Raw genomic sequence first — 19,116 nt, forward strand, 5'->3', positions numbered from 1 at the left:
CGGCCACGCGACCCCAAGCGTTGCAGCTGACCGGCTGCACACACCACGAGATCACTGGCGGCTCCCTGAAGAGCCATTTCCCATTGCTGGACGCGCTCATGCAGGCTCAATCCCCTGACTTCATGGTTTTCACCGGCAATGCCAATCCGGGCCTTGCCGCCGAAATCGCGCAGCATCTGGGCACCAGCTTGGGCGCGGCCCGCGTCGGTCGCTTCTCCGATGGCGAAGTGACGGTCGAGATCAACCAGAACGTCCGCGCCCGCGACGTGTTCGTGGTTCAGTCGACCTGCGCACCGACCAACGAGAACCTGATGGAACTGCTCATCATGGTCGACGCGCTCAAGCGCGCATCGGCCGAGCGCATCAGTGCCGTCATCCCCTACTACGGCTATGCCCGCCAGGACCGCCGCCCGCGCTCGAGCCGCGTGCCGATCTCGGCGAAGGTCGTGGCCAACCTGCTGCAGACCGTGGGCGTCTCGCGCGTCCTCACGATGGACCTGCACGCCGACCAGATCCAGGGCTTCTTCGACATCCCGGTCGACAACATCTACGCATCGCCGGTCCTGCTGGGCGACCTGCGCGCGAAGAACTACGAAGACCTGATCGTGGTGTCGCCCGACGTCGGCGGCGTGGTGCGTGCCCGCGCGCTGGCCAAGCAACTCGGCACCGACCTCGCCATCATCGACAAGCGTCGCCCGAAGGCGAACGTGAGCGAAGTGATGAACGTCATCGGTGAGATCGACGGCCGCAACTGCGTGATCATGGACGACATGATCGACACGGCTGGCACGCTGGTCAAAGCCGCCGAGGTGCTGAAGGAGCGCGGCGCCAAGAAGGTCTATGCGTACTGCACGCACCCGATCTTTTCGGGTCCGGCCATCGAGCGCATCGCCCAGGGCTCGGCCCTCGACGAAGTCGTCGTCACCAACACCATCCCCCTTTCCGACAGCGCCAAGGGCTGCGGCAAGGTTCGCCAGCTCTCCGTGGCACCGCTGATCGCCGAAACGATCCAGCGCATTGCCAAGGGCGAGTCGGTGATGAGTTTGTTCTCGGACCAAGACAACTTGTTCTGAGCAAAAAGCCGGCTTCCTTTTCGGGAAGCCATTTTGAAACCGGCGCCGCACTGGTCGCGGTCGGCGCTCAAGAAGCGAAACGGCATTGCGCCTTCGCTCCAAGGAGTTAACTATGAAATTCGTCGCTTTTGAGCGCGCCAAGCAGGGCACGGGTGCGAGCCGCCGTCTCCGCATCACGGGCAAGACGCCCGGCATCGTGTACGGTGGCGAAGCCGCTGCGCAAATGATCGAGATCGATCACAACGCCCTGTGGCACGCCCTCAAGAAGGAAGCGTTCCACGCGTCCGTCCTCGAGATGGAAATCGGCGGCGCCGTGAGCAAGGTTCTGCTGCGCGACGTGCAGTACCACCCGTTCCGTCCGCTGGTGCAGCACATCGACTTCCAGCGCGTCGATGCCAAGACCCGCATGACCATGAAGGTGCCGGTGCACTTCAAGGGCGAGGAAGAGTCCGACGCCGTCAAGCTCGAGCATCACCTGGTCAACCACGTGACGACCGAACTCGAAGTGAACTGCCTGCCCGCCGAACTGCCCGAATTCATCGAGGTCGACCTGTCCGGCCTGAAGAAGAACGGCACGCTCACGCTCAAGGACATCAAGCTTCCGCGCGGCGTGAAGTGGGTGAGCCACGGCAAGCAGAACCTGGTGCTGGCCTCGGCCACGCCACCGGTGATCGAAGAAGAAGTGCCGGCTGAAGGCGCTGCCGCCGATGGCGCTGCACCTGCCGCCGGCAAGGACGGCAAGCCCGCCGCCAAGACCCCGGCCAAGAAGAAGTAAGACTTCTCTTTTCCGAGCCGAACGGCCCGCCTCGTGCGGGCCGTTTGCTTTGGTGCATGCAAAACGCACTGGGATAATCGCGCCGATGATCAAGCTCTTTGTCGGCCTGGGGAACCCCGGCCCCGAATACGAAGCCACGCGGCACAACGCAGGCTTCTGGTGGATCGACGCGCTGGCGCGCGACCTCAAGGTGGCGCTGAACCCGGAGCGCAGCTATCACGGCCTCGCGGCACGCGCGAACGTGCACGGGCAGCCGGTCTGGCTGCTCGAACCGCAGACCTTCATGAACCTGTCGGGCAAGTCGGTCTCGGCACTGGCGCGCTTCTTCAAGATCGAGCCGCAGGAGATCCTGGTGGTGCACGACGAGCTCGACGTGGTGCCGGGCCAGGTCAAGCTCAAGTTCGGCGGCAGCCACGCGGGACACAACGGCCTGCGCGACATCCACGCGCAACTGGGCACCGCCGATTACTGGCGGCTGCGTATCGGCATCGGCCACCCCGGCGTCAAGGCCGAGGTGGTGAACTGGGTGCTGAAGAAACCGCTGAAGGAACAGCGCGAGGCGATCGACGACACCATCGTCCGCACGCTGCATGCCGTGCCGGCGCTGCTGGCCGGCGAGATGGAGAAAGCCACGCTGCAGATCCACACGAGCAAGCCACCCCGCCCCAAACCGCCTCGGCGGGAACCGGGCGAGGGGCCGAGCGAGCCCGCCGCCCTCTAGTTCGAGGCGGCGCCCCAGGGGAAGAGAGAAGGGAGCGAAGCATGAAAAGAACAGGACATCGACGCGCCACCATCGCCTGCATGGCGTTCTGCACATGGATCGGCGCCGTCCAGGCGCAGGAGGCGTCCGGCGCCTGGCGCTGCGGCAACACCTACACCGACCAGCCCTGCAAGGGCGGCAAGGCCGTGGCGCTGGACGAGGCACCGTACGCCGATCAGGCGCGAGAGGCAGAGCGCGCCACACGCCGCACGCAGGCGGCGGCCGACCGGATGGAGCGCGATCGGCTGCGCCAGGAAAAGTCAGCGCCCTCCCCACTCATCCACCTACCGAAACCGACACAGGCCGCCTCGCCAGCCGAGCCCGTGCATTCCGCAGCGAAAAAGAAGAAGGGGCGCAAGGAGCCGGACTTCTTCACCGCAGCCGGCCCGCGAACATCGAAGAAAAAGAAGACCGACGCCGGCAGCTAGGCTGGACGGACGGGCAAGACCGGCGCGGCGTCCTCAGCGCGCTTGTGGGCCGTCAGCCGCTCGAACTTCTGCCAAAGCGTTTCACGCGTCTCGACGTGGTCGGGGCTCAGCGGGATGCACGCGACCGGGCAGATCTGCACGCACTGCGGCTCGTCGAAGTGGCCGACGCATTCGGTGCACTTGCGCGGGTCGATCTCGTAGATCTCGATGCCCATGGAGATCGCGTCGTTGGGGCACTCCGGCTCGCAGACATCGCAGTTGATGCATTCGTCGGTGATCATGAGGGCCATGCCCGGATTATCCGCCGCTGGCATGCTTGCTGCGTCAGTCGGGTTATGCTGCGCCCCGCCCCATGAGTCTGTTTCTATTCAAGCGCTTCGCGACGCTGATCGGCACCCTGATCGGTGCTTCGGTGATCGTCTTCCTCGTTCTCGAGATCCTGCCCGGCAACGCCGCGCAGTTGCTGCTCGGCCCCGACGCGTCGCCCGACGCCGTGGCCGCGCTCGCGACCAAGCTGGGGCTCGACCAGCCGGCCTGGGCGCGCTACTGGCACTGGATCGGCGGCCTGCTCACCGGCAACCTGGGCGACAGCTATGCCTACGGCTCGCCGGTGCTGGACCTCATCCTCGAACGCCTGGCGCTCACCGTGCCACTCGCCTTGATGGCCATGACGCTTACCGCAGTGCTGGCGCTGCTGGTCGGCGTCACGGCCGCAGCGCGCCACAACAAGCTGGGCGACGTCGGGCTGATGGGCCTCACGCAGGTGGGCATCGCGATCCCCAACTTCTGGTTCGCGATCCTGCTGATCCTGGTGTTCTCGGTGCAGCTGCAGTGGTTCTCGGCCGGCGGCTTCGACGGCTGGGGCGAAGGGGTGTTCGCCGGCATCAAGTCGCTGCTGCTGCCGGCGCTGTCGCTGGCCGTGGTGCAGGCCGCGATCCTCGCGCGCATCACGCGCTCGGCCGTGCTCGAGGTGATGCGTGAAGACTTCGTGCGCACCGCGCGCGCCAAGGGCGTGTCGCAACGCGCCGTGCTGTGGACCCACGTGCTGCGCAACGCGATGATCCCGGTGATCACCGTGATGGGCATGCAGTTCGCCGAGCTGCTGGCCGGGACCATCGTGGTCGAGAACGTGTTCTACCTGCCCGGCCTTGGCCGGCTGATCTTCCAGGCCATCAGCAACCGCGACCTGGTGGTGGTGCGCAACTGCGTGATGCTGCTGGCGGCCATGGTGGTCATCGTGAATTTCGTGGTCGACGTGCTGTACGCCGTGATCGACCCGCGCATCAAGGCGTCCGACATATGAGTGCTTCCGTCGCGGTGCCCAGCGCCGCCGCCCTGAAGGTGCCGGGCTTCTGGCGCCGGGCGCTGCACCACCGCAGCTTCGTCATCGGCGCGGTGCTCACCCTGCTGCTGCTGCTGGCCGCCACCGTGTCGCTGGTGTGGACACCCTGGTCGCCTTACGAGATGGACATGGCGATCAAGCTGCAGAAGCCGAGCGGCTCGCACTGGCTGGGCACCGACCCCTTCGGGCGCGACGTCGCGTCGCTGCTGCTGGTGGGCGCGCGGGCGTCGATCCTGGTCGGGCTGATTGCCGTGGGCATCGGGCTCACCGTGGGCACCGCACTGGGCCTGCTGGCGGCCGCGCGGCGCGGCTGGGTCGAGGAAGCCATCATGCGTTTCAGCGACTTCTCGCTGGCCTTCCCCGCGATCCTCTCGGCCATCATGATGACGGCGGTGTTCGGCCCGGGCATCGTGAACGCGATCGTCGCGATCGGTATCTACAACATCCCGACCTTCGCGCGCATCACGCGTGCCTCGGCCAACGCGATCTGGTCGCGCGAGTACATCGCCGCCGCGCGGGCCTGCGGCAAGGGCGGCTTCGCCATCACGATGCAGCACGTGCTGCCCAACATTTCGGCCGTCCTGATCGTGCAGATCACGATCCGCTTCGCCATCGCCATCCTGGCCGAAGCCGCCCTCTCCTACCTCGGCCTCGGCACACAGCCGCCGCAGCCTTCGTGGGGTCGCATGCTGAGCGAGGCGCAGACGCTGATGTTCCAGGCCCCGCTGCTGGCGGTGTTCCCGGGCATGGCGATCGCGCTGGCGGTGCTCGGCCTCAACCTGCTGGGCGATGGTCTGCGCGACCTGCTCGACCCCCGTCTGGCGAGGGCACGCTGACCATGGCACTGCTCGAAGTCAACGACCTCCACATCGGCCTGCAGACCCAGCGCGGGCCGGCCGACGCCGTGCGCGGCATCAGCTTTTCTCTCGAACGCGGTGAGACGATGGGCATCGTCGGCGAATCCGGCTGCGGCAAGTCGATCACCGTGATGTCGCTCGTGGGCCTGCTGCCGGCCAGTGCCAAGGTGGGTGGCAGCATCCGCTTCGACGGCACGGAGTTGGTCGGGCTGGACGAGCGCGCGATGTGCGGCATCCGCGGCAACCGCATCGGCATGATCTTCCAGGAGCCGATGACGGCCCTGAACCCGGTGCACACCATCGCCCGCCAGGTCGGCGAGCCGCTGCGGTTGCACCGGGGCCTGACCGGCGCCGCCGCGCGCAAGGAAGTGCTCGCCCTGCTCGACCGCGTCGGCATCCCCGACGCGGCTTCGCGGCTCGATGCCTACCCGCACCAGTTCTCCGGCGGGCAGCGCCAGCGCATCGGCATCGCGATGGCGCTGGCCTGCGGGCCCGACCTGCTGATCGCCGACGAGCCGACCACGGCGCTCGACGTGACGATCCAGAAGCAGATCCTCGACCTGATCCAGGGCCTGGTGGCCGAGCGCGGCATGGCGCTCATCCTGATCTCGCACGACCTCGGCGTGATCGCACAAAGCGTGTCGAAGATGCTGGTGATGTACGGCGGCAGCGTGGTCGAGAGCGGCCCGACCGGCGCCGTCTTCGCCGAACGCGCGCACCCCTACACGCAGGGTCTGTTCGCCGCACGGCCCGCGCTGGGTGCGCGACGCGGCGGCCGACTCGCCACCATCCGCGGCAGCGTGCCCGAGCTGGTCGACCTGCCGCCGGGCTGCCCCTTCGCCGGCCGCTGCGCCTTCACGATCGACGACTGCCACAGCACCCGGCCGCCGGCCACACCGCTGCCGCATGGCCACCAGGTGCGTTGCATCCGGCTCGACGCCGTGGCCGCCGCCGCAGGAGCCAGCGCATGACGGCCACCCCGCCACTGCTCGAAGTCACCGACCTGGTCCGCCACTACGCGCTGCCGCGCGAGAAGCTGCTGGCACCGCCGCCGCAGGTGAAGGCGCTCAACGGCGTGAGCTTTCGCATCGAGGCCGGCCGCAGCCTGGGCATCGTCGGCGAATCGGGCTCGGGCAAGTCGACAATCGCCCGGCTGGTGATGGCGCTCGACGCACCGACCTCCGGCAGCGTGAAGCTGCTCGGCCGCGACTTGCACCAGCTGCCGCGGGCCGAACTGCGCGCGGCGCGGCGCGATGTGCAGATGGTGTTCCAGGACCCGTACGGCTCGCTCGACCCGCGCCAGAAGGTGGCGCGCATCGTGGCCGAGCCGCTGGAGGCGCTGGCCGAGACCAGCCGCCGCGAACAGCGCGAGCGCGCGGCCGAATCGCTCGCCGCCGTCGGCCTGCGCAGCACCGACCTGGACAAGTACCCGCACGAATTCTCCGGCGGCCAGCGCCAGCGCATCGCCATCGCCCGCGCGCTGATCACCCGGCCCAAGCTGATCGTGGCCGACGAGCCGGTGAGCGCGCTCGACGTCTCGGTGCAGGCGCAAGTGCTCAACCTGATGCAAGACCTGCAGCAGCAGTTCGGCATCAGCTACCTGCTCATCAGCCATGACCTCGCGGTGGTGAACCACCTGTGCGACGCCGTGTGCGTGCTGCACCGCGGGCTGGTGGTCGAGCGCGGCGACCCGCAGGAGCTCTTCGCGCATGCGCAGCACCCGTACACGCAGGCCCTGCTCGCGGCCGTGCCGCGCGCGGAGCCGCCCGCGCGGACACCGAGCCACGCCTGATCGCGCTTGATATAACGTCTCCCGTCTTCCCTACGCCCTTTCCAGGAGCCTGACCATGTTGAAACGCCGCACCGTTCTCACCGCCTCCGCCGCCACTGCGGTGGCCTCGGCCCTCCCCAGCTTCGCGCTCGCCCAGAGCCGCAAGGACGCGATGGTGCTGGGCATGACGCTGGAGCCGACCGGCCTCGACCCGACGGTGGCCGCCGCCGTGTCGATCAGCGAAGTCACGCTCTACAACATCTACGAGACGCTGACCAAGATCAACGCCGACGGCAGCGTGACGCCGCTGCTGGCCGAGAGCTGGGACATCTCGCCCGACCTGAAGACCTACACCTTCCGCCTGCGCAAGGGCGTGAAGTTCCAGAACGGCGAGCCCTTCAACGCCCAGACGGTGAAGTTCGCCTTCGAGCGCGCCGGCGGCGAGAAGAGTGTCAACAAGGACAAGCGCACCTTCGCCAACATCGGCGTGCAGGTGATCGACGACTACACCGTCGTGCTGCTCAACAAGGAAATCGACCCCGACTTCCCCTTCGTGCTCGGCCAGGCCACGTCGATCATCGTGGAGCCCAAGAGCGCCGAGACCAACGCGACCAAGCCGGTCGGCACCGGTCCGTACAAGCTCGACACCTACAACAAGGGCGCGTCGCTCACGCTGAGCAAGTGGGACGGTTTCCGCAACCCGGCGCAGGCCAAGCTCAACAAGATCACCTTCCGCTTCATCTCCGACCCGGCCGCGCAGGCCGCCTCGCTGCTGGCAGGCGACGTCGACGCCTTCCCGCGCGCGGCCACCCGCATCGTGGCGCAATTCAAGGCCAACCCGCAGTTCCAGACCATCCTGGCCGGCTCGCGCGGCAAGACCATCCTGGCGATCAACAACGCCAAGAAACCGCTCGACGATGTACGCGTGCGCCGCGCCATCCTGGCCGCGCTCGACCGCAAGGCCATCATTGAAGGCGCAGCCGACGGATTCGGCACGCCGATCGGCAGCCACTACGTGCCCGGCGCGCCCGGCTACGTCGACACCACGGGCGTGAACCCCTTCGACATCGAGAAGGCCAAGAAGCTGCTGGCCGAAGCCGGTGTGAAGACACCGCTCGAACTCACGATGACGCTGCCGCCGCCGCCCTACGCACGCCAGGGCGGCGAGATGGTCGTGGCGCAGCTCGCCAAGATCGGCATCGTGGTGAAGGTGCAGAACGTCGAGTGGGCGCAGTGGCTCAGCGGCACCTACGGCAACAAGAACTACGACCTGTCGATCGTGTCGCACGTCGAGCCCTTCGACCTGGGCAACTACGCCAAGTCCGACTACTACTGGGGCTACCAGTCGAAGCCCTTCGTGGCCCTGTTCGACAAGATCAAGACCACCGGCAACACCGCGGAGCGCAACAAGCTGCTGGGTGACGCACAGAAGATGCTGGCCGCCGACGCGGCCAACGGCTTCCTGTTCCAGCCGCAGTTCCCGACCATCGCGAAGAAGAACGTGAAGGGCCTGTGGAAGGAACTGCCGATCTTCGCGAACGATCTGTCCGCGCTGTCCTGGGGCTGAAACGGACCACCCCCGAAGCGGCGCACTGCGTGTCGCCGCCTCCCCCTCGAGGGGGCGCGCCCGGCGGACCGGCTGAGCCGGGTCCGCGGGTGCTCCGGCCTCGCTCGGGCCGGTTTCCTCGGCTGCGGTGACGTGTGGCGCTGCAGAACACTGAGAGGTGGGAAGAGGCTCAGGCGAACTGCGCCACCAGCAGTTCGCGCGCCCGCGCCACGAAGTCGCTTTCGCCCTGGCGGGTCGGCAGCACATGGAAGGCGACGCGTGGCAGCGCCGGCAGGCCGGCTTGCCGCAGCGGCACCACCCCGTCGCACAATGCCGATTCATTGAGGCAGGCCACGCCCAGGCCCGCAGCCAGCGCCGACTGCAGGCCCGCCACGCCCGACGCGACGTGTGCCACCTCGTGAGGCACGCGCCGCTGCCGCAGCAGCTTCACCGTGAACTGGTGAAGCGCGCAGGTGTCGGGCAGCACCAGCAGCCGCAGCGGGCTGCCCTTTTGCCATGACAGGCCCCGTGCACCCATCCAGACCAGGGCCTCGCGGCGCAGCACTGCGCCGCGCGACACGGTGCCAGCGCCGGTTTGGACGATGCGCATCGCCACGCCGACATCGACTTCGCCGCACGCGTAGCCGGCTTCGACCTCGCCGCTCTTCATGACACTCACGTGCAGGCGCACCTGTGGGTAGCGCTCGCCCAGCCGCGCCAGCAGGCCGGCCAGTTCGGCCGGCCGGAAATAGTCGGTGATGGCCAGGCGCAACGTGCCCTGCAGCTGTTCGTCGCGCATCTCCCGGTAGGCCGTCTCGCTGAGCGCCAGGATGGCGCGCGCATGGACCAGGAGGCGCGCGCCGGCCTCCGTCATCGCGACGCCCGCCTTGCTGCGGGTGAACAGCGACCGGCCGGCGCGCTCCTCCAGCTTGCGCACCTGCTCGCTGACCGACGATTGCGAGAGGAAGACGCGGGGTGCCGCCGCCGTGAGACTGCCGGCCTCCGCGACGGCCATGAAGGTGCGCAGCTGTTCGATGTCGAAGGTCGCCATCTTATCCATCCGTTTCGACGATGGCTTCCATCATATCTTCCTGCTTTTCCGATGGAGTGAAGCGACGAAGAATCGGCCATCGACCACAACAAGGAACCGACATGCCGCACATCGCCCTTCATCTCTCCGGCGCACCCGACGCCACCCGCACCCGCCAGGCCGTCGACGCCATCGTGCGGCTCACCGAGGCGGTGCTCGGCAAAAAGCGGCCTGTGATCGCCATCGAAGTGCAGCACATCGCCGCCGACCAGTGGTTCATCGGCGGCGAGACGCTGGCATCGCTCGGCCGCAGCGCCTTCCAGCTCGACATCAGCGTCACCGACGAGACCAACACCAAGGCCGAGAAGGCGCGCTACCTGCGCGAGGTGCACGCGGCGATGGCGGCGCTGATGCCCGACCTGCACGAGGTGTCCTACGTGCACGTGATCGACGCGCGTGCCGCGGCCTACGGCTACGGGGGACTGACGCAGGAGCACCGCCACCAGCAGGCCGGCGTGTAGCGTCGACGGGTGCGGCGACGGCGTGGCACCATGGCGGGAGCCACCAACCTTCGAGGACTTTTGTGAGCGCAGCGCCCTGCCCCCTGCCCGATTGCCTCGGCAACCCCGTCACGCTCGATGACCCGACGAGCCTGCAAGCGGTCGACGACTTCGTCGGCGGCTTCATCGCCTGCGAGGCGCGCGCGGCGAACGTGCTCGCCGCAGCGCAAGACACCAGCCCCTTGGTGCAGGCCTATTGCGCGGCGCTGCACATGTTCGCCGAGTCGCGCGAGGGCGCACCGAACGCGCGGCCCTTCATCGCCCGTGCGCAGGCCGACGCATCACGCGCGACGGCGCGGGAGCAACGCTTCATCGCCGCCGTTGCCGCCTGGATCGACGGCGACATCACCGGCGCCATCGCCCTGCACGAAGAGCAAGCGCAGGCGCATCCGCGCGACCTGGTGTCGGTCAAGCTCGGCCAGTACCACTGCTTCAACCGCGGCGACGGGCCCGGCATGCTGCGGCTCGCCTTGGCCGCCCTGCTCCATGCGGCCGATGTGCCCTACCTCCACGGCATGGTCGCCTTCGGCCACGAGCAGTGCCACCGCATGCGCGAGGCCGAGGCCAGTGCGCGACGCGCCATCGCGATGTGCCGCAAGGAACCCTGGGCGCACCATGCACTGGGCCACGTCATGCTGACCGAAGGCCGCCTCACCGAAGGCCTGGACTTCATGCGCAGCGTGAGCGACACCTGGACCGGCCTCAACTCCTTCATGGTCACGCACAACTGGTGGCACGTGGCGCTGTTCCTCATCGACCTCGGTCGCGACGACGAGGCACTGGCGGTGTACGACCGCGAGGTCTGGGGCGTGGTGCCCGACTACACGCAGGACCAGATCGGCGCCGTGTCGTTGCTCGCGCGCTTCGAGCTGGCCGGCATCGACGTCGGTGCGCGCTGGCAGGACGTGGCGGACCGCCTCGTCACGCGGCTGGACGACCACGTGCTGCCCTTCCTCGACCTGCAATACCTCTACGGCCTCGCGCGGGCCGGCCGGCCCGAGGCCGACATGCTGCTGCAGCGCATCGAAGCCTTCGCGCCCACCGCGCCCGCCGAGACGCGCGATGCGTGGGTGCGCGTCTGCGTCCCGGCCGCACACGGGCTGCTGGCGCATGCGCGCGGCGACATGCCGGGCGCCATCGCCGGGCTGGGCCTGGCGCTGCCGCGCCTCATCGAGATCGGTGGCAGCCATGCGCAACGCGACCTGTTCGAGCAGGTCTACCTCGACGCACTGGTGCGCTGCGGCTCAGAACGCACCCTGGGCGCGGCACAGGGCCTGCTGCAGCAGCAGGTCAACGGCCAGCCCGAATCGCGGCGGCTGAAGCGCCAGCTCGACCGCGTGTACGCCGGCCTACGTCTGCCGGCCGCGAGCTGACGCGTACCATCCGACGCCGCGCCAACCCGCCCTTTCCGTTCCAGTCCATGACCCCGCACTTCACCGAAGCGACCACTGCCTACTGGCAGCAACTGATCGAGGCCGATCAGGTCGCCAAGCCCGAGGCACCCTGGCGCCACGGTTATCCCGCTCGTCTGCCCGACGGCCGAGTGCTGATGCTGCCGATCCGCCAGCTCGCCAGTGAGCCGACGCAGGCGGTCGCCTCGCTGATCTGCAACCAGGCCTCGCTCAATATCATCGAAACACTCGGCCGCCTGCTGGCCGACAAGCTGGCGCCGCTGAAGCCCGACGTGGTGATCGGCATCCCGACGCTGGGCCTGACCTTCGCGCCCGTGGTCGCCCGCCACCTGGGCCACACGCGCTACGTGCCGATGGGCTACTCGCGCAAGTTCTGGTACGACGAGGCGCTGTCGGGCGCGGTGCAGTCCATCACCACACCCACGGCCGGCAAGCGCGTCTACCTCGACCCGAACCTGCTGCCGCTGGTGCAGGGCAAGCGGGTGGTGCTGGTCGACGACGCGGTCAGCAGCGGCAGCACGTTGAAGGCACCGTGGACGCTGATCGAATCGCTCGGCGCCGAGGTGCTGGCCTGCGGTGTCGCGATGCTGCAGGGCCGGCGCTGGCGGCAGACGCTGGGTGCCGAGCGCGCCGCGCGCCTGGTCGGCGTGTTCGACAGCCCGCTGCTGCAGGCCGTGCCCGACGGCTGGGTCGAACGCGAATAACCAGCCGGCGCCCCTCCGGCTTGGTACGCAACCTGCTTACGGCAGCGCATCACGCTGGCGTATCTGGTTTCGTATACGTTTTTGGTGCATCGCGGGGCCTGCGCGCGATGGGCCGCCGCATCCTGGAGTTTTCATGCACCCCACCCGTTCGTCCGCCCTGCCCGCCACGCTGTCGCGCCGTCGCCTCTTGCAGGCAGCAGGCGCCACCGCCGCCGGCAGCCTGATCGCCGCCCCGGCCTTCGCGCAGACGCGCGCCATCAGCATCACGCTGCCGTGGGTGGTGAACGGTTCCAACTACTGGCCGATGGTCGGCAAGGAACTGGGCTACTTCAAGAAGCGCGGCATCGACCTGACCGTCTCGCGCGGCAACGGCTCGATCGCTGCGGCGCAGGCGGTGGCCAACAAGCAGTTCGACATGGGCGTGGTGTTCTTCGGCGGCACGCTGGTCAACATGGCGCGCGGGCTGCCGCTGCAGGCGCTGGCCACCGTCGGCTACGACGCGCTGATGGGCAACCTGGTGCTGGAAGACTCGCCGATCCGTGGCCCGAAGGATTTTGAAGGCAAGCGCGTTGGCACCGTCGCCACCTCGGCCGAATCGCCCTACTGGACGGCCTACGCCGCCAAGACGGGGATCGACCTGACGAAGGTCACGCGCCAGCAGCTCGACGCCCGGCTGATCGAACGCGCGTTGATGGACAAGCAGGTCGACGCGATCACCGCCATCGGCTCGTCGAGCATCCCGGTGCTCGACTCGCTGGGCGTGAAGACGCGCTTCATCCCATGGGCCAATGCGGGCGTGCAGCTGTACGCCGCGCAGGTCATCGCTCGCCGCGAGACCATCGATGCCGACGCCGGGCTGTGCCAGGCGATGGTCGACGGCATCCTCGAATCGGTCGTCTACACGCTGAAGAACCCGCAGGCGTCGCTCGAGATCCTCTACAAGGCGCAGCCCGAGATCGCGATGGCCAAGGGCGGCAAGGAAAACGCCACCATCTCGCAGGGCTTGGCGCAGGCCACCATGGTCGCGCCCGAAGCCATGCAGAACGGCATGGGCTACAGCAGCATCCCGACGCTGGCCAGCATGATTTCGCTCGCCGCCAAGGCCGGTGCGCTCACCGCCGACGCCAAGCCGCTGCGCCCCGAAGACCTGGCGACCAACCGCTTCGTCGGCAAGATCAAGTTGAGCGCCGCCGAGTGGGACGCCATCAAGAAGAATGTCGCGCCGTACAACAGGATGCTCGGAATCGCCTGATGCCTTTCGTGATTCCGGCGCGGCCCGAGCCCCTGACGGCCGAGCCGGCGCAGACCGCCCTGGTCGTCATCGACATGCAGAACGGCTACCTGTCGAAGGGTGGCTACCTCGACCTGGCCGGCTTCGACGTGTCGGGCTCGCCGCCGGTGATCGCGCGTGCGGCACGCGTGCTGCAGGCCGCGCGCCGCGCCGGCCTGTTCGTGGTGCACGCGCAGAACGGCTGGAGCGACAGCCTGGCCGAGGCTGGTCCGAAGACCTCGCCGATGTGGCACAAGTCGAACCCGCTGAAGTACATGCGCGCGAACCCGCGTGCCCAACTGTTGATCCGCGGCACCTGGGACCACGCCATCGTCGACGAACTGAAGCCGCTGCCGCACGAGCCTGTGGTGCACAAGCCGCGCTACAGCGCCTTCGCCGGCACCAACCTCGAGATGCTGCTGCGTGCGCACGGCATCACGACGCTCCTGTTCGTGGGCGTCAACACCAACGTGTGCGTCGAGACCGCCGTGCGCGATGCCTTTCACCGCGAGTTCTTCGCCGTGATGGTGGCCGACGCCACGCTGCAGGCCGGCTCGCAGGCGGTGTTCGACGTGAGCGTGTTCAACATCGAGAAGTTCTTCGGCTGGACCAGCAGCACGGACGAGATCGTGGCGCTGCTCGACGGGCTGGCCACCCCATGAGCATCGCCTCCGACAGCCCGATCCGCCGCATCGGCCTGCCACTCGCCTTCGCGCTCGGCACGCTGCTGCTGTGGGAAGCCGTGGTGCGCGGCTTCGGCATCCGCGAGGTGCTGCTGCCCACGCCCAGCGCCATCGGCCTGCGCCTGGTCGAGACCTTTCCGCTGCTGATGCAGCACGCCTGGCCCACCGTGTGGGAAAGCGTGGCCGGCTTCGCCATCGCGTCCGTGCTGGGCGTGGCACTGGCCGCGCTGCTGAGCGCCTCGGGCCTGATGCGCCAGATGCTCTACCCGAACGTGGTGCTGTTCCAGCTCATCCCGAAGATCGCGCTGGCGCCGCTCTTCATCGTGTGGCTGGGCATCGGCTTCCAGTCGCGGCTGACCTTCTCGGTCTTCATCAGCTTCTTCCCGGTCGTCATCGCCGCACTGGCAGGGCTCGACAACGTCGACAAGTCGCTGCTGCGCCTGTGCCGCGCGCTCACCGCGTCGAGCTGGCAGGTGTTCGCGTCGGTGCGGTTGCCGCATGCGCTGCCCTATGTCTTCAGCGGCATGAAGATCGCCACCACCTTCGCCATCATCGGCGTGATCGTTGGCGAGTTCATCACCTCGCAGGCGGGGCTCGGCTACCTGATTCTCTTCGCCTCCTCGCAGGCCGACACCTCGCTGATCCTCGCCGCCATCGTGGTGCTGTGTGCCTTCGGGCTGCTGTTCTACGGCGCGGTCGCGTGGCTCGAGCGCTGGACGCAGAAAGCCTTCGGCGAATGAACGCGATGACCGACACCCCCCGCACGTGGCTGCAGCCGACCAGCGTCGCCGGCGATCGTGACGCCAGCTACATCTCCGTCCAGGCGGCCCGCAAGACCTACACCACGCGCAACGGCGACGTGCACGCGGTGGAGCGCGCAGACTTCGACATCGACGAAGGCGACTTCGTCAGCTTGGTCGGCCCGAGCGGCTGCGGCAAGAGCACCTTGATGTCGATGATCGGCGGGCTCGAGACACCAACCACCGGCCGCATCACCGTCGGCGGCACGCCCGTCACCGCGCCGCGACGCGACTTCGGCTATGTCTTCCAGGACGCAACGCTGCTGCCGTGGAAGACGGTGTTCGACAACGTGCTGTTCCCCATCCGCACGCAGAAGCGCCCGGTGGCCGACTACCTGGGCGAGGCCGAGCGGCTGTTGAAGCTTACCGACCTTTGGGCCTTCCGCGACAAGCGGCCGGCCGAGCTGTCGGGCGGCATGCGCCAACGTGTCGCGATCTGCCGCGGGCTCATCAACGACCCGCGGCTCCTGATGATGGACGAGCCCTTCTCGGCGCTCGACGCCATCACGCGCGACGACATGAACCTGATGCTCGCGCAGCTGTGGGACCAGGTGCACAAGACGGCGGTCTTCATCACGCACAGCATCCGCGAGGCGGTGTACCTGTCGGACCGCGTGCTGGTGATGAACGCGCGGCCCTCGCGCATCGTTGCCGACATCCGCGTGCCCTTTCCGCGGCCGCGCCGCGCCGAGATGCAGGAAGACCCGCTGTTCAACGAGATCTGCGGCTTCGTCCGCGACACCATCCACGAAGGCCATGGAAGCCGTCAGTCAACACCCGGCTGAGCAGACAGAGACAGCACTGCAGTCGATGGTGCGCGCACGCCTCGGCCAGGCCGGAGGACGGCTGTCGACCGACGACATCGTCCATCTGCTGCAGCAGGCCATCGTGCGCGGCCTCTTCGCGCCGGGCCAGGCGCTGCGGCAGGACGAGCTGGCGACGCTGTTCCACGTCAGCAAGATCCCGGTGCGCGAAGCCCTGCGCACGCTGGAGGCCAACGGTTTCGTCGAGCTGCTGATGAACCGCGGGGCGCTGGTGAAGGCGCTGACGCTGGGCCAGCTGCGCGACGCCTTCGAGCTGCGGTCGATGGTCGAGCCGCACCTGATGCGCACCGCGGCGCCGCTGCTGACCGCCGTCGACCTCGACGAGGCGGATCGCCTGATCGCCGCCATGGACGACGCCGGCCACGCCTGGGCCTTCAGCGAACTCAACGGCCGCTTCCACGACCTGCTCTACCGCGCGGCCGACAAGCCGCTGTCCAAGCAGATCCTGGCGATGCTGCAGGGCCATATCCAGCGCATGTCCTTCATGCAGCTGTCGCTGGCCGGCTTCAACCGCAGCTCGAACGAAGACCACCGGGCGATCGTCGCCGCCTGCCGTCGCGGTGACTCGGAAGCGGCCGCGCAGGCCGTGGCGGCCCATGTCGAAGGCGTGAAGGACATCGTGCTCGACCTCTACGAAAGGCACCACGCGCACGGCTGAGGCGCGCGTCAGTCTTTCTTCAGGTGCCGCCGCTGGTCGTAGTTCGGCTGCGCCGGCAGGTCCGCCAGGTGCCGGGCATCGGCCCAATCGAGCACCTCGATGCGCGCTGGGTCGGCGGCGTCGGCGAGGCGGATGCGGTTGATGCCGGCGTTCGGGATGTCGCTCTGGCGCGGCCCGTTGAGGCCCAGCCCGCGCGCGGTGCGCCACACCATGTCGAGCACGCCGCCGTGCGTTACCACCAGCAGCCGCTGCCCGGTGTGCGCCGTCGCCAGCGCCGCCAGCGCGGCGAGGATGCGCGCGTGGAACTGCAGCGGCGATTCGCCCTCGGGCATGGCGTGGTCTTCGCGGAACTCCAGCCACTGCTCCCAGGCGCGCGGATGCAGTTCGCGGATCTCCTCGGCCTTCATGCCCTCCACCACGCCGAAGTGCTGCTCGCGCAACGCGGCCTGCGTGACGATGGGCAGTGCCAGCTGCTGCGCCGCGGGTGTGGCCGTCTGCTGCGCGCGCATCAGGTCGCTGCTGAAGACCTGGTCGACCGCCTCGCCCGCCAGCCGCAGGCCGAGCCGGCGCGCCTGCTCGTGGCCGGTGTCGTTGAGCGGGATGTCGACATGGCCCTGGAAGCGCAGCTCGCGGTTCCAGTCGGTTTCGCCGTGGCGGATGAGGATGAATTCGGTGGGTGCGGAGGGGGATGTGGTCATGGCTGGCGTCCATTGTCCCCGCATCGGCCGCGCCGCCGACCCTGCAAGACAATGGCGCCATGCCCCGACTTGTTCTCTTGCCCGGCCTCGCCTGCGACGAGCGCCTCTGGCAGGCCCAGCGGCCTGCGCTGCCACCCCACCTCGACGTCCGCGTCGCCGACGTCCATGCGCGATACGACCGCATCGAAAGCATGGCCGCGGCGGTGCTGGCCGAGAACGACGGCCCGCTGATTCTCTGCGGCGCGTCGCTGGGCGGCATGATCGCGATGGAGGCCACGCGGCAGGCGCCAGAGCGCATCGTCGGCCTCGCGCTGCTGGGCACCAACGCGCGGCCGGAAACGCCCGAGATGTTCAAGCTGCGTGAGTCGGCCATCGAGCTTTTCGAGCGCGGCGAGGCACGTGACGTGATCGCGTTCAACGCCGGCTTCGCCTTCCATCCGGCGCAGGCGGCCGACAAGGCGCTGGTGCAGCGCTATGTCGAGATGGTGATGCACGGCGGCGCCTCGCAACTCATCCGCCAGAACCGCGCGGTGATGCAGCGGCCCGATGCGCGCCAGCACCTGCCGCAGGTGCGCTGCCCGGTGCTGGTGCTGTGCGGCGATGCCGACCGGCTGACGCCACCCGACTGCAGCAACGAGATCGCGGCACTGGTGCCGCACGCGACGCTGCGGTGGATCGAAGACGCCGGCCACATGCTCACGATGGAGCAGCCGGCTGCGGTGAATGCGGCGCTGGTCGACTGGCTGCACCAGCTTCAGCCCGCCTGAGGCCAGATCAGCCGTTGTGGCGCAGGGGGCCGACGTCGCGTGGCCCGTTGCGCCCGCCCAGCGCGCGCAGGGCGGCGAAGCCTGCCAGCAAAGCGTCGGAGTAGCTCGCGTAGCCTTGCTCGGCGCTTTGCCAGACGGTGTAGTTGGCGAAGACGCTCCGCTCGCCGGTGCCTTCGAGGATGACCCAGCCGAAGCTGCGGTCCGGCCGCTCGCGCACGCTCAGCGCGAGATCTCGCAATTCGAGATGACCCATGTGACGACTCCCTGTCCGATTCTTGTGGCGCACTTGTAGCCGCTGAGTGCGGGGCCACCAAGGGCAAAGGTCACGCTCGCGCGCGACGCCTGGCCAGGGTCGGAAGCAGGAAAGCCCGCGGGCCGCGCGGGCGAGAAAAAAGCCGCGGATGCGGCTTCGAACTCAGGCCATCGCCATGACGGCGATACCTTCTCGCTCGAGCGTCGAGCGAATGCGCCTCGCGAAGGCCAGCGCATGCGCGCCGTCGCCGTGCAGGCACACGGACTGCGCATTGACCGCGACGACGCTGCCGTCGATGGCCGTCACCTGGTGATCGCGCACCAGCGACAGCGTCTGCGCCAGCGACTGTTCTTCGTCCACGATCAACGCACCGGGCTGGCTGCGCGGCACCAGGCTGCCGTCGGGCATGTAGCCGCGGTCGGCGAAGACCTCTTCGACCGGCTTGAGGCCGGCGCGTTCGGCGGCGCTGATCATGCCGCTGCCGGCCAGGCCGAAGAAGCGCAGGCCAGGGTCGAAGCGGCGCACCGCGTCGACGATCGCGGCGGCCAGTTCGGGCTCCTTCACAGCCTGGTTGTAGAGCGCGCCGTGCGGCTTGACGTGCGCCAGCGTGCCGCCCTCGGCCTTGACGATCGCGGCCAGTGCGCCGATCTGATACAGCACGCCGGCCACGATCTCCTCGGGCGGCAGGTGCATGGTGCTGCGGCCGAAGTTCGCGCGGTCGGGGAAGCTCGGGTGCGCGCCGATGGCGACATGGTTGTCGATCGCCCAGCGCACGCACTGGCGCATGGTGCTGGCGTCGCCCGCGTGCCAGCCGCAGGCGATGTTGGCCGAGCTCACCAGCTTGAGCAGTTCTTCGTCGCTGCCGGCGCCTTCGCCGAGGTCGGCGTTCAAGTCGATCTGCATGG

General features: G+C 68.4%; 23 protein-coding genes. 18 read left to right on the plus strand and 5 right to left on the minus strand.

Annotated elements, in window-relative coordinates; translation table 11 throughout:
• Window positions 1–98: 98 nt before the first annotated feature.
• From ACSFA0_RS24095 to ACSFA0_RS24110, 4 genes are all read left to right on the plus strand, one after another.
• Complete coding sequence (locus ACSFA0_RS24095) at window positions 99–1,073, plus strand: ribose-phosphate pyrophosphokinase (protein ID WP_435452787.1); 975 nt, start codon at window positions 99–101, stop codon at window positions 1,071–1,073.
• 112 nt (window positions 1,074–1,185) lie between these two features.
• Window positions 1,186–1,848, plus strand: coding sequence for a 50S ribosomal protein L25/general stress protein Ctc (locus ACSFA0_RS24100; RefSeq protein WP_435452788.1), 663 nt, complete (start codon window positions 1,186–1,188; stop codon window positions 1,846–1,848).
• A gap of 85 nt (window positions 1,849–1,933) precedes the next feature.
• A complete protein-coding gene (gene pth, locus ACSFA0_RS24105) occupies window positions 1,934–2,569 on the plus strand; it encodes an aminoacyl-tRNA hydrolase (protein WP_435452789.1) in 636 nt (211 codons plus the stop codon).
• A 41-nt stretch (window positions 2,570–2,610) separates the two neighbouring features.
• Window positions 2,611–3,036: a hypothetical protein gene (locus tag ACSFA0_RS24110; RefSeq protein WP_435452790.1), complete on the plus strand. Its 426-nt coding sequence runs from the start codon at window positions 2,611–2,613 to the stop codon at window positions 3,034–3,036.
• Here ACSFA0_RS24110 and ACSFA0_RS24115 read toward each other — a convergent pair.
• Window positions 3,033–3,326 carry a YfhL family 4Fe-4S dicluster ferredoxin gene (locus ACSFA0_RS24115; RefSeq protein ID WP_435452791.1) on the minus strand — a complete coding sequence of 98 codons (294 nt, stop codon included), beginning with the start codon at window positions 3,324–3,326 and terminating at the stop codon, window positions 3,033–3,035. The genes ACSFA0_RS24110 and ACSFA0_RS24115 overlap by 4 nt on opposite strands.
• Before the next feature lie 62 nt (window positions 3,327–3,388).
• Between ACSFA0_RS24115 and ACSFA0_RS24120 the strand changes: the two genes are divergently transcribed.
• From ACSFA0_RS24120 to ACSFA0_RS24140, 5 genes are read left to right on the plus strand one after another with little or no spacing between them, the layout of a single operon-like run.
• Complete coding sequence (locus tag ACSFA0_RS24120; protein ID WP_435452792.1) at window positions 3,389–4,339, plus strand: ABC transporter permease; 951 nt, start codon at window positions 3,389–3,391, stop codon at window positions 4,337–4,339.
• A complete protein-coding gene (locus tag ACSFA0_RS24125) occupies window positions 4,336–5,214 on the plus strand; it encodes an ABC transporter permease (RefSeq protein ID WP_435452793.1) in 879 nt (292 codons plus the stop codon). The genes ACSFA0_RS24120 and ACSFA0_RS24125 overlap by 4 nt, the downstream gene beginning before the upstream one ends.
• 2 nt (window positions 5,215–5,216) lie before the next feature.
• A complete protein-coding gene (locus tag ACSFA0_RS24130; RefSeq protein WP_435452794.1) occupies window positions 5,217–6,206 on the plus strand; it encodes an ABC transporter ATP-binding protein in 990 nt (329 codons plus the stop codon).
• Window positions 6,203–7,027, plus strand: a complete 825-nt coding sequence (locus ACSFA0_RS24135) for an ATP-binding cassette domain-containing protein (protein WP_435452795.1) — start codon at window positions 6,203–6,205, stop codon at window positions 7,025–7,027. The genes ACSFA0_RS24130 and ACSFA0_RS24135 overlap by 4 nt, the downstream gene beginning before the upstream one ends.
• A gap of 55 nt (window positions 7,028–7,082) precedes the next feature.
• A complete protein-coding gene (locus ACSFA0_RS24140) occupies window positions 7,083–8,573 on the plus strand; it encodes an ABC transporter substrate-binding protein (protein ID WP_435452796.1) in 1,491 nt (496 codons plus the stop codon).
• Between the two features lie 169 nt (window positions 8,574–8,742).
• Here ACSFA0_RS24140 and ACSFA0_RS24145 read toward each other — a convergent pair whose 3' ends face one another.
• The gene (locus ACSFA0_RS24145) at window positions 8,743–9,603 is read right to left on the minus strand and encodes a LysR family transcriptional regulator (RefSeq protein ID WP_435452797.1); all 861 of its coding nucleotides are present in this window, start codon (window positions 9,601–9,603) and stop codon (window positions 8,743–8,745) included.
• A gap of 101 nt (window positions 9,604–9,704) precedes the next feature.
• Between ACSFA0_RS24145 and ACSFA0_RS24150 the strand changes: the two genes are divergently transcribed.
• The 8 genes from ACSFA0_RS24150 to ACSFA0_RS24185 all read left to right on the plus strand — a co-directional run bounded on the left by ACSFA0_RS24150 (window position 9,705) and on the right by ACSFA0_RS24185 (window position 16,493).
• On the plus strand, window positions 9,705–10,103 hold the full coding sequence (locus tag ACSFA0_RS24150; protein ID WP_435452798.1) for a tautomerase family protein: 399 nt from the start codon (window positions 9,705–9,707) through the stop codon (window positions 10,101–10,103).
• 62 nt (window positions 10,104–10,165) lie between these two features.
• On the plus strand, window positions 10,166–11,515 hold the full coding sequence (locus ACSFA0_RS24155) for a tetratricopeptide repeat protein (RefSeq protein WP_435452799.1): 1,350 nt from the start codon (window positions 10,166–10,168) through the stop codon (window positions 11,513–11,515).
• A gap of 47 nt (window positions 11,516–11,562) precedes the next feature.
• Entirely contained in the window at window positions 11,563–12,258 is a 696-nt protein-coding gene (locus ACSFA0_RS24160) for a phosphoribosyltransferase (RefSeq protein ID WP_435452800.1), read from the plus strand.
• Between the two features lie 133 nt (window positions 12,259–12,391).
• Window positions 12,392–13,510, plus strand: coding sequence for an ABC transporter substrate-binding protein (locus tag ACSFA0_RS24165; RefSeq protein ID WP_435452801.1), 1,119 nt, complete (start codon window positions 12,392–12,394; stop codon window positions 13,508–13,510).
• Window positions 13,510–14,190, plus strand: a complete 681-nt coding sequence (locus ACSFA0_RS24170) for an isochorismatase family protein (protein WP_435452802.1) — start codon at window positions 13,510–13,512, stop codon at window positions 14,188–14,190. The genes ACSFA0_RS24165 and ACSFA0_RS24170 overlap by 1 nt, the downstream gene beginning before the upstream one ends.
• Window positions 14,187–14,951, plus strand: coding sequence for an ABC transporter permease (locus tag ACSFA0_RS24175; RefSeq protein WP_435452803.1), 765 nt, complete (start codon window positions 14,187–14,189; stop codon window positions 14,949–14,951). The genes ACSFA0_RS24170 and ACSFA0_RS24175 overlap by 4 nt, the downstream gene beginning before the upstream one ends.
• A 5-nt stretch (window positions 14,952–14,956) precedes the next feature.
• A complete protein-coding gene (locus tag ACSFA0_RS24180) occupies window positions 14,957–15,796 on the plus strand; it encodes an ABC transporter ATP-binding protein (RefSeq protein WP_435452804.1) in 840 nt (279 codons plus the stop codon).
• A complete protein-coding gene (locus ACSFA0_RS24185) occupies window positions 15,768–16,493 on the plus strand; it encodes a GntR family transcriptional regulator (protein ID WP_435452805.1) in 726 nt (241 codons plus the stop codon). The genes ACSFA0_RS24180 and ACSFA0_RS24185 overlap by 29 nt, the downstream gene beginning before the upstream one ends.
• 8 nt (window positions 16,494–16,501) lie before the next feature.
• Here ACSFA0_RS24185 and ACSFA0_RS24190 read toward each other — a convergent pair whose 3' ends face one another.
• Window positions 16,502–17,191: a histidine phosphatase family protein gene (locus tag ACSFA0_RS24190; RefSeq protein ID WP_435452806.1), complete on the minus strand. Its 690-nt coding sequence runs from the start codon at window positions 17,189–17,191 to the stop codon at window positions 16,502–16,504.
• Window positions 17,192–17,250: 59 nt separating this feature from the next.
• Between ACSFA0_RS24190 and ACSFA0_RS24195 the strand changes: the two genes are divergently transcribed.
• A complete protein-coding gene (locus ACSFA0_RS24195) occupies window positions 17,251–17,958 on the plus strand; it encodes an alpha/beta fold hydrolase (RefSeq protein WP_435452807.1) in 708 nt (235 codons plus the stop codon).
• 7 nt (window positions 17,959–17,965) lie between these two features.
• Here ACSFA0_RS24195 and ACSFA0_RS24200 read toward each other — a convergent pair whose 3' ends face one another.
• Both ACSFA0_RS24200 and pxpA read right to left on the minus strand, forming a co-directional pair.
• The gene (locus ACSFA0_RS24200; RefSeq protein ID WP_435452808.1) at window positions 17,966–18,211 is read right to left on the minus strand and encodes a hypothetical protein; all 246 of its coding nucleotides are present in this window, start codon (window positions 18,209–18,211) and stop codon (window positions 17,966–17,968) included.
• 162 nt (window positions 18,212–18,373) lie between these two features.
• Complete coding sequence (gene pxpA / locus ACSFA0_RS24205) at window positions 18,374–19,114, minus strand: 5-oxoprolinase subunit PxpA (protein ID WP_435452809.1); 741 nt, start codon at window positions 19,112–19,114, stop codon at window positions 18,374–18,376.
• Window positions 19,115–19,116: the final 2 nt, after the last annotated feature.

It is taken from the genome of Variovorax restrictus, assembly GCF_051216715.1.
In the GTDB taxonomy this organism is placed as follows: domain Bacteria; phylum Pseudomonadota; class Gammaproteobacteria; order Burkholderiales; family Burkholderiaceae_C; genus Variovorax.

Bases quoted from the DNA above. Each gene is read 5' to 3' on its own strand.
- ACSFA0_RS24160 (WP_435452800.1), top strand. From the start codon at position 11,563: ATGACCCCGCACTTCACCGAAGCGACCACTGCCTACTGGCAGCAACTG.
- ACSFA0_RS24100 (WP_435452788.1), top strand. From the start codon at position 1,186: ATGAAATTCGTCGCTTTTGAGCGCGCCAAGCAGGGCACGGGTGCGAGC.
- ACSFA0_RS24195 (WP_435452807.1), top strand. From the start codon at position 17,251: ATGCCCCGACTTGTTCTCTTGCCCGGCCTCGCCTGCGACGAGCGCCTC.
- ACSFA0_RS24130 (WP_435452794.1), top strand. From the start codon at position 5,217: ATGGCACTGCTCGAAGTCAACGACCTCCACATCGGCCTGCAGACCCAG.
- ACSFA0_RS24180 (WP_435452804.1), top strand. From the start codon at position 14,957: ATGACCGACACCCCCCGCACGTGGCTGCAGCCGACCAGCGTCGCCGGC.
- ACSFA0_RS24110 (WP_435452790.1), top strand. From the start codon at position 2,611: ATGAAAAGAACAGGACATCGACGCGCCACCATCGCCTGCATGGCGTTC.
- ACSFA0_RS24175 (WP_435452803.1), top strand. From the start codon at position 14,187: ATGAGCATCGCCTCCGACAGCCCGATCCGCCGCATCGGCCTGCCACTC.
- pth (WP_435452789.1), top strand. From the start codon at position 1,934: ATGATCAAGCTCTTTGTCGGCCTGGGGAACCCCGGCCCCGAATACGAA.
- ACSFA0_RS24095 (WP_435452787.1), top strand. From the start codon at position 99: ATGCAGGCTCAATCCCCTGACTTCATGGTTTTCACCGGCAATGCCAAT.
- ACSFA0_RS24170 (WP_435452802.1), top strand. From the start codon at position 13,510: ATGCCTTTCGTGATTCCGGCGCGGCCCGAGCCCCTGACGGCCGAGCCG.
- ACSFA0_RS24185 (WP_435452805.1), top strand. From the start codon at position 15,768: ATGGAAGCCGTCAGTCAACACCCGGCTGAGCAGACAGAGACAGCACTG.
- ACSFA0_RS24200 (WP_435452808.1), bottom strand. From the start codon at position 18,211: ATGGGTCATCTCGAATTGCGAGATCTCGCGCTGAGCGTGCGCGAGCGG.
- ACSFA0_RS24145 (WP_435452797.1), bottom strand. From the start codon at position 9,603: ATGGCGACCTTCGACATCGAACAGCTGCGCACCTTCATGGCCGTCGCG.
- ACSFA0_RS24115 (WP_435452791.1), bottom strand. From the start codon at position 3,326: ATGGCCCTCATGATCACCGACGAATGCATCAACTGCGATGTCTGCGAG.
- ACSFA0_RS24120 (WP_435452792.1), top strand. From the start codon at position 3,389: ATGAGTCTGTTTCTATTCAAGCGCTTCGCGACGCTGATCGGCACCCTG.
- ACSFA0_RS24150 (WP_435452798.1), top strand. From the start codon at position 9,705: ATGCCGCACATCGCCCTTCATCTCTCCGGCGCACCCGACGCCACCCGC.
- ACSFA0_RS24165 (WP_435452801.1), top strand. From the start codon at position 12,392: ATGCACCCCACCCGTTCGTCCGCCCTGCCCGCCACGCTGTCGCGCCGT.
- ACSFA0_RS24190 (WP_435452806.1), bottom strand. From the start codon at position 17,191: ATGACCACATCCCCCTCCGCACCCACCGAATTCATCCTCATCCGCCAC.
- ACSFA0_RS24125 (WP_435452793.1), top strand. From the start codon at position 4,336: ATGAGTGCTTCCGTCGCGGTGCCCAGCGCCGCCGCCCTGAAGGTGCCG.
- ACSFA0_RS24140 (WP_435452796.1), top strand. From the start codon at position 7,083: ATGTTGAAACGCCGCACCGTTCTCACCGCCTCCGCCGCCACTGCGGTG.
- ACSFA0_RS24135 (WP_435452795.1), top strand. From the start codon at position 6,203: ATGACGGCCACCCCGCCACTGCTCGAAGTCACCGACCTGGTCCGCCAC.
- pxpA (WP_435452809.1), bottom strand. From the start codon at position 19,114: ATGCAGATCGACTTGAACGCCGACCTCGGCGAAGGCGCCGGCAGCGAC.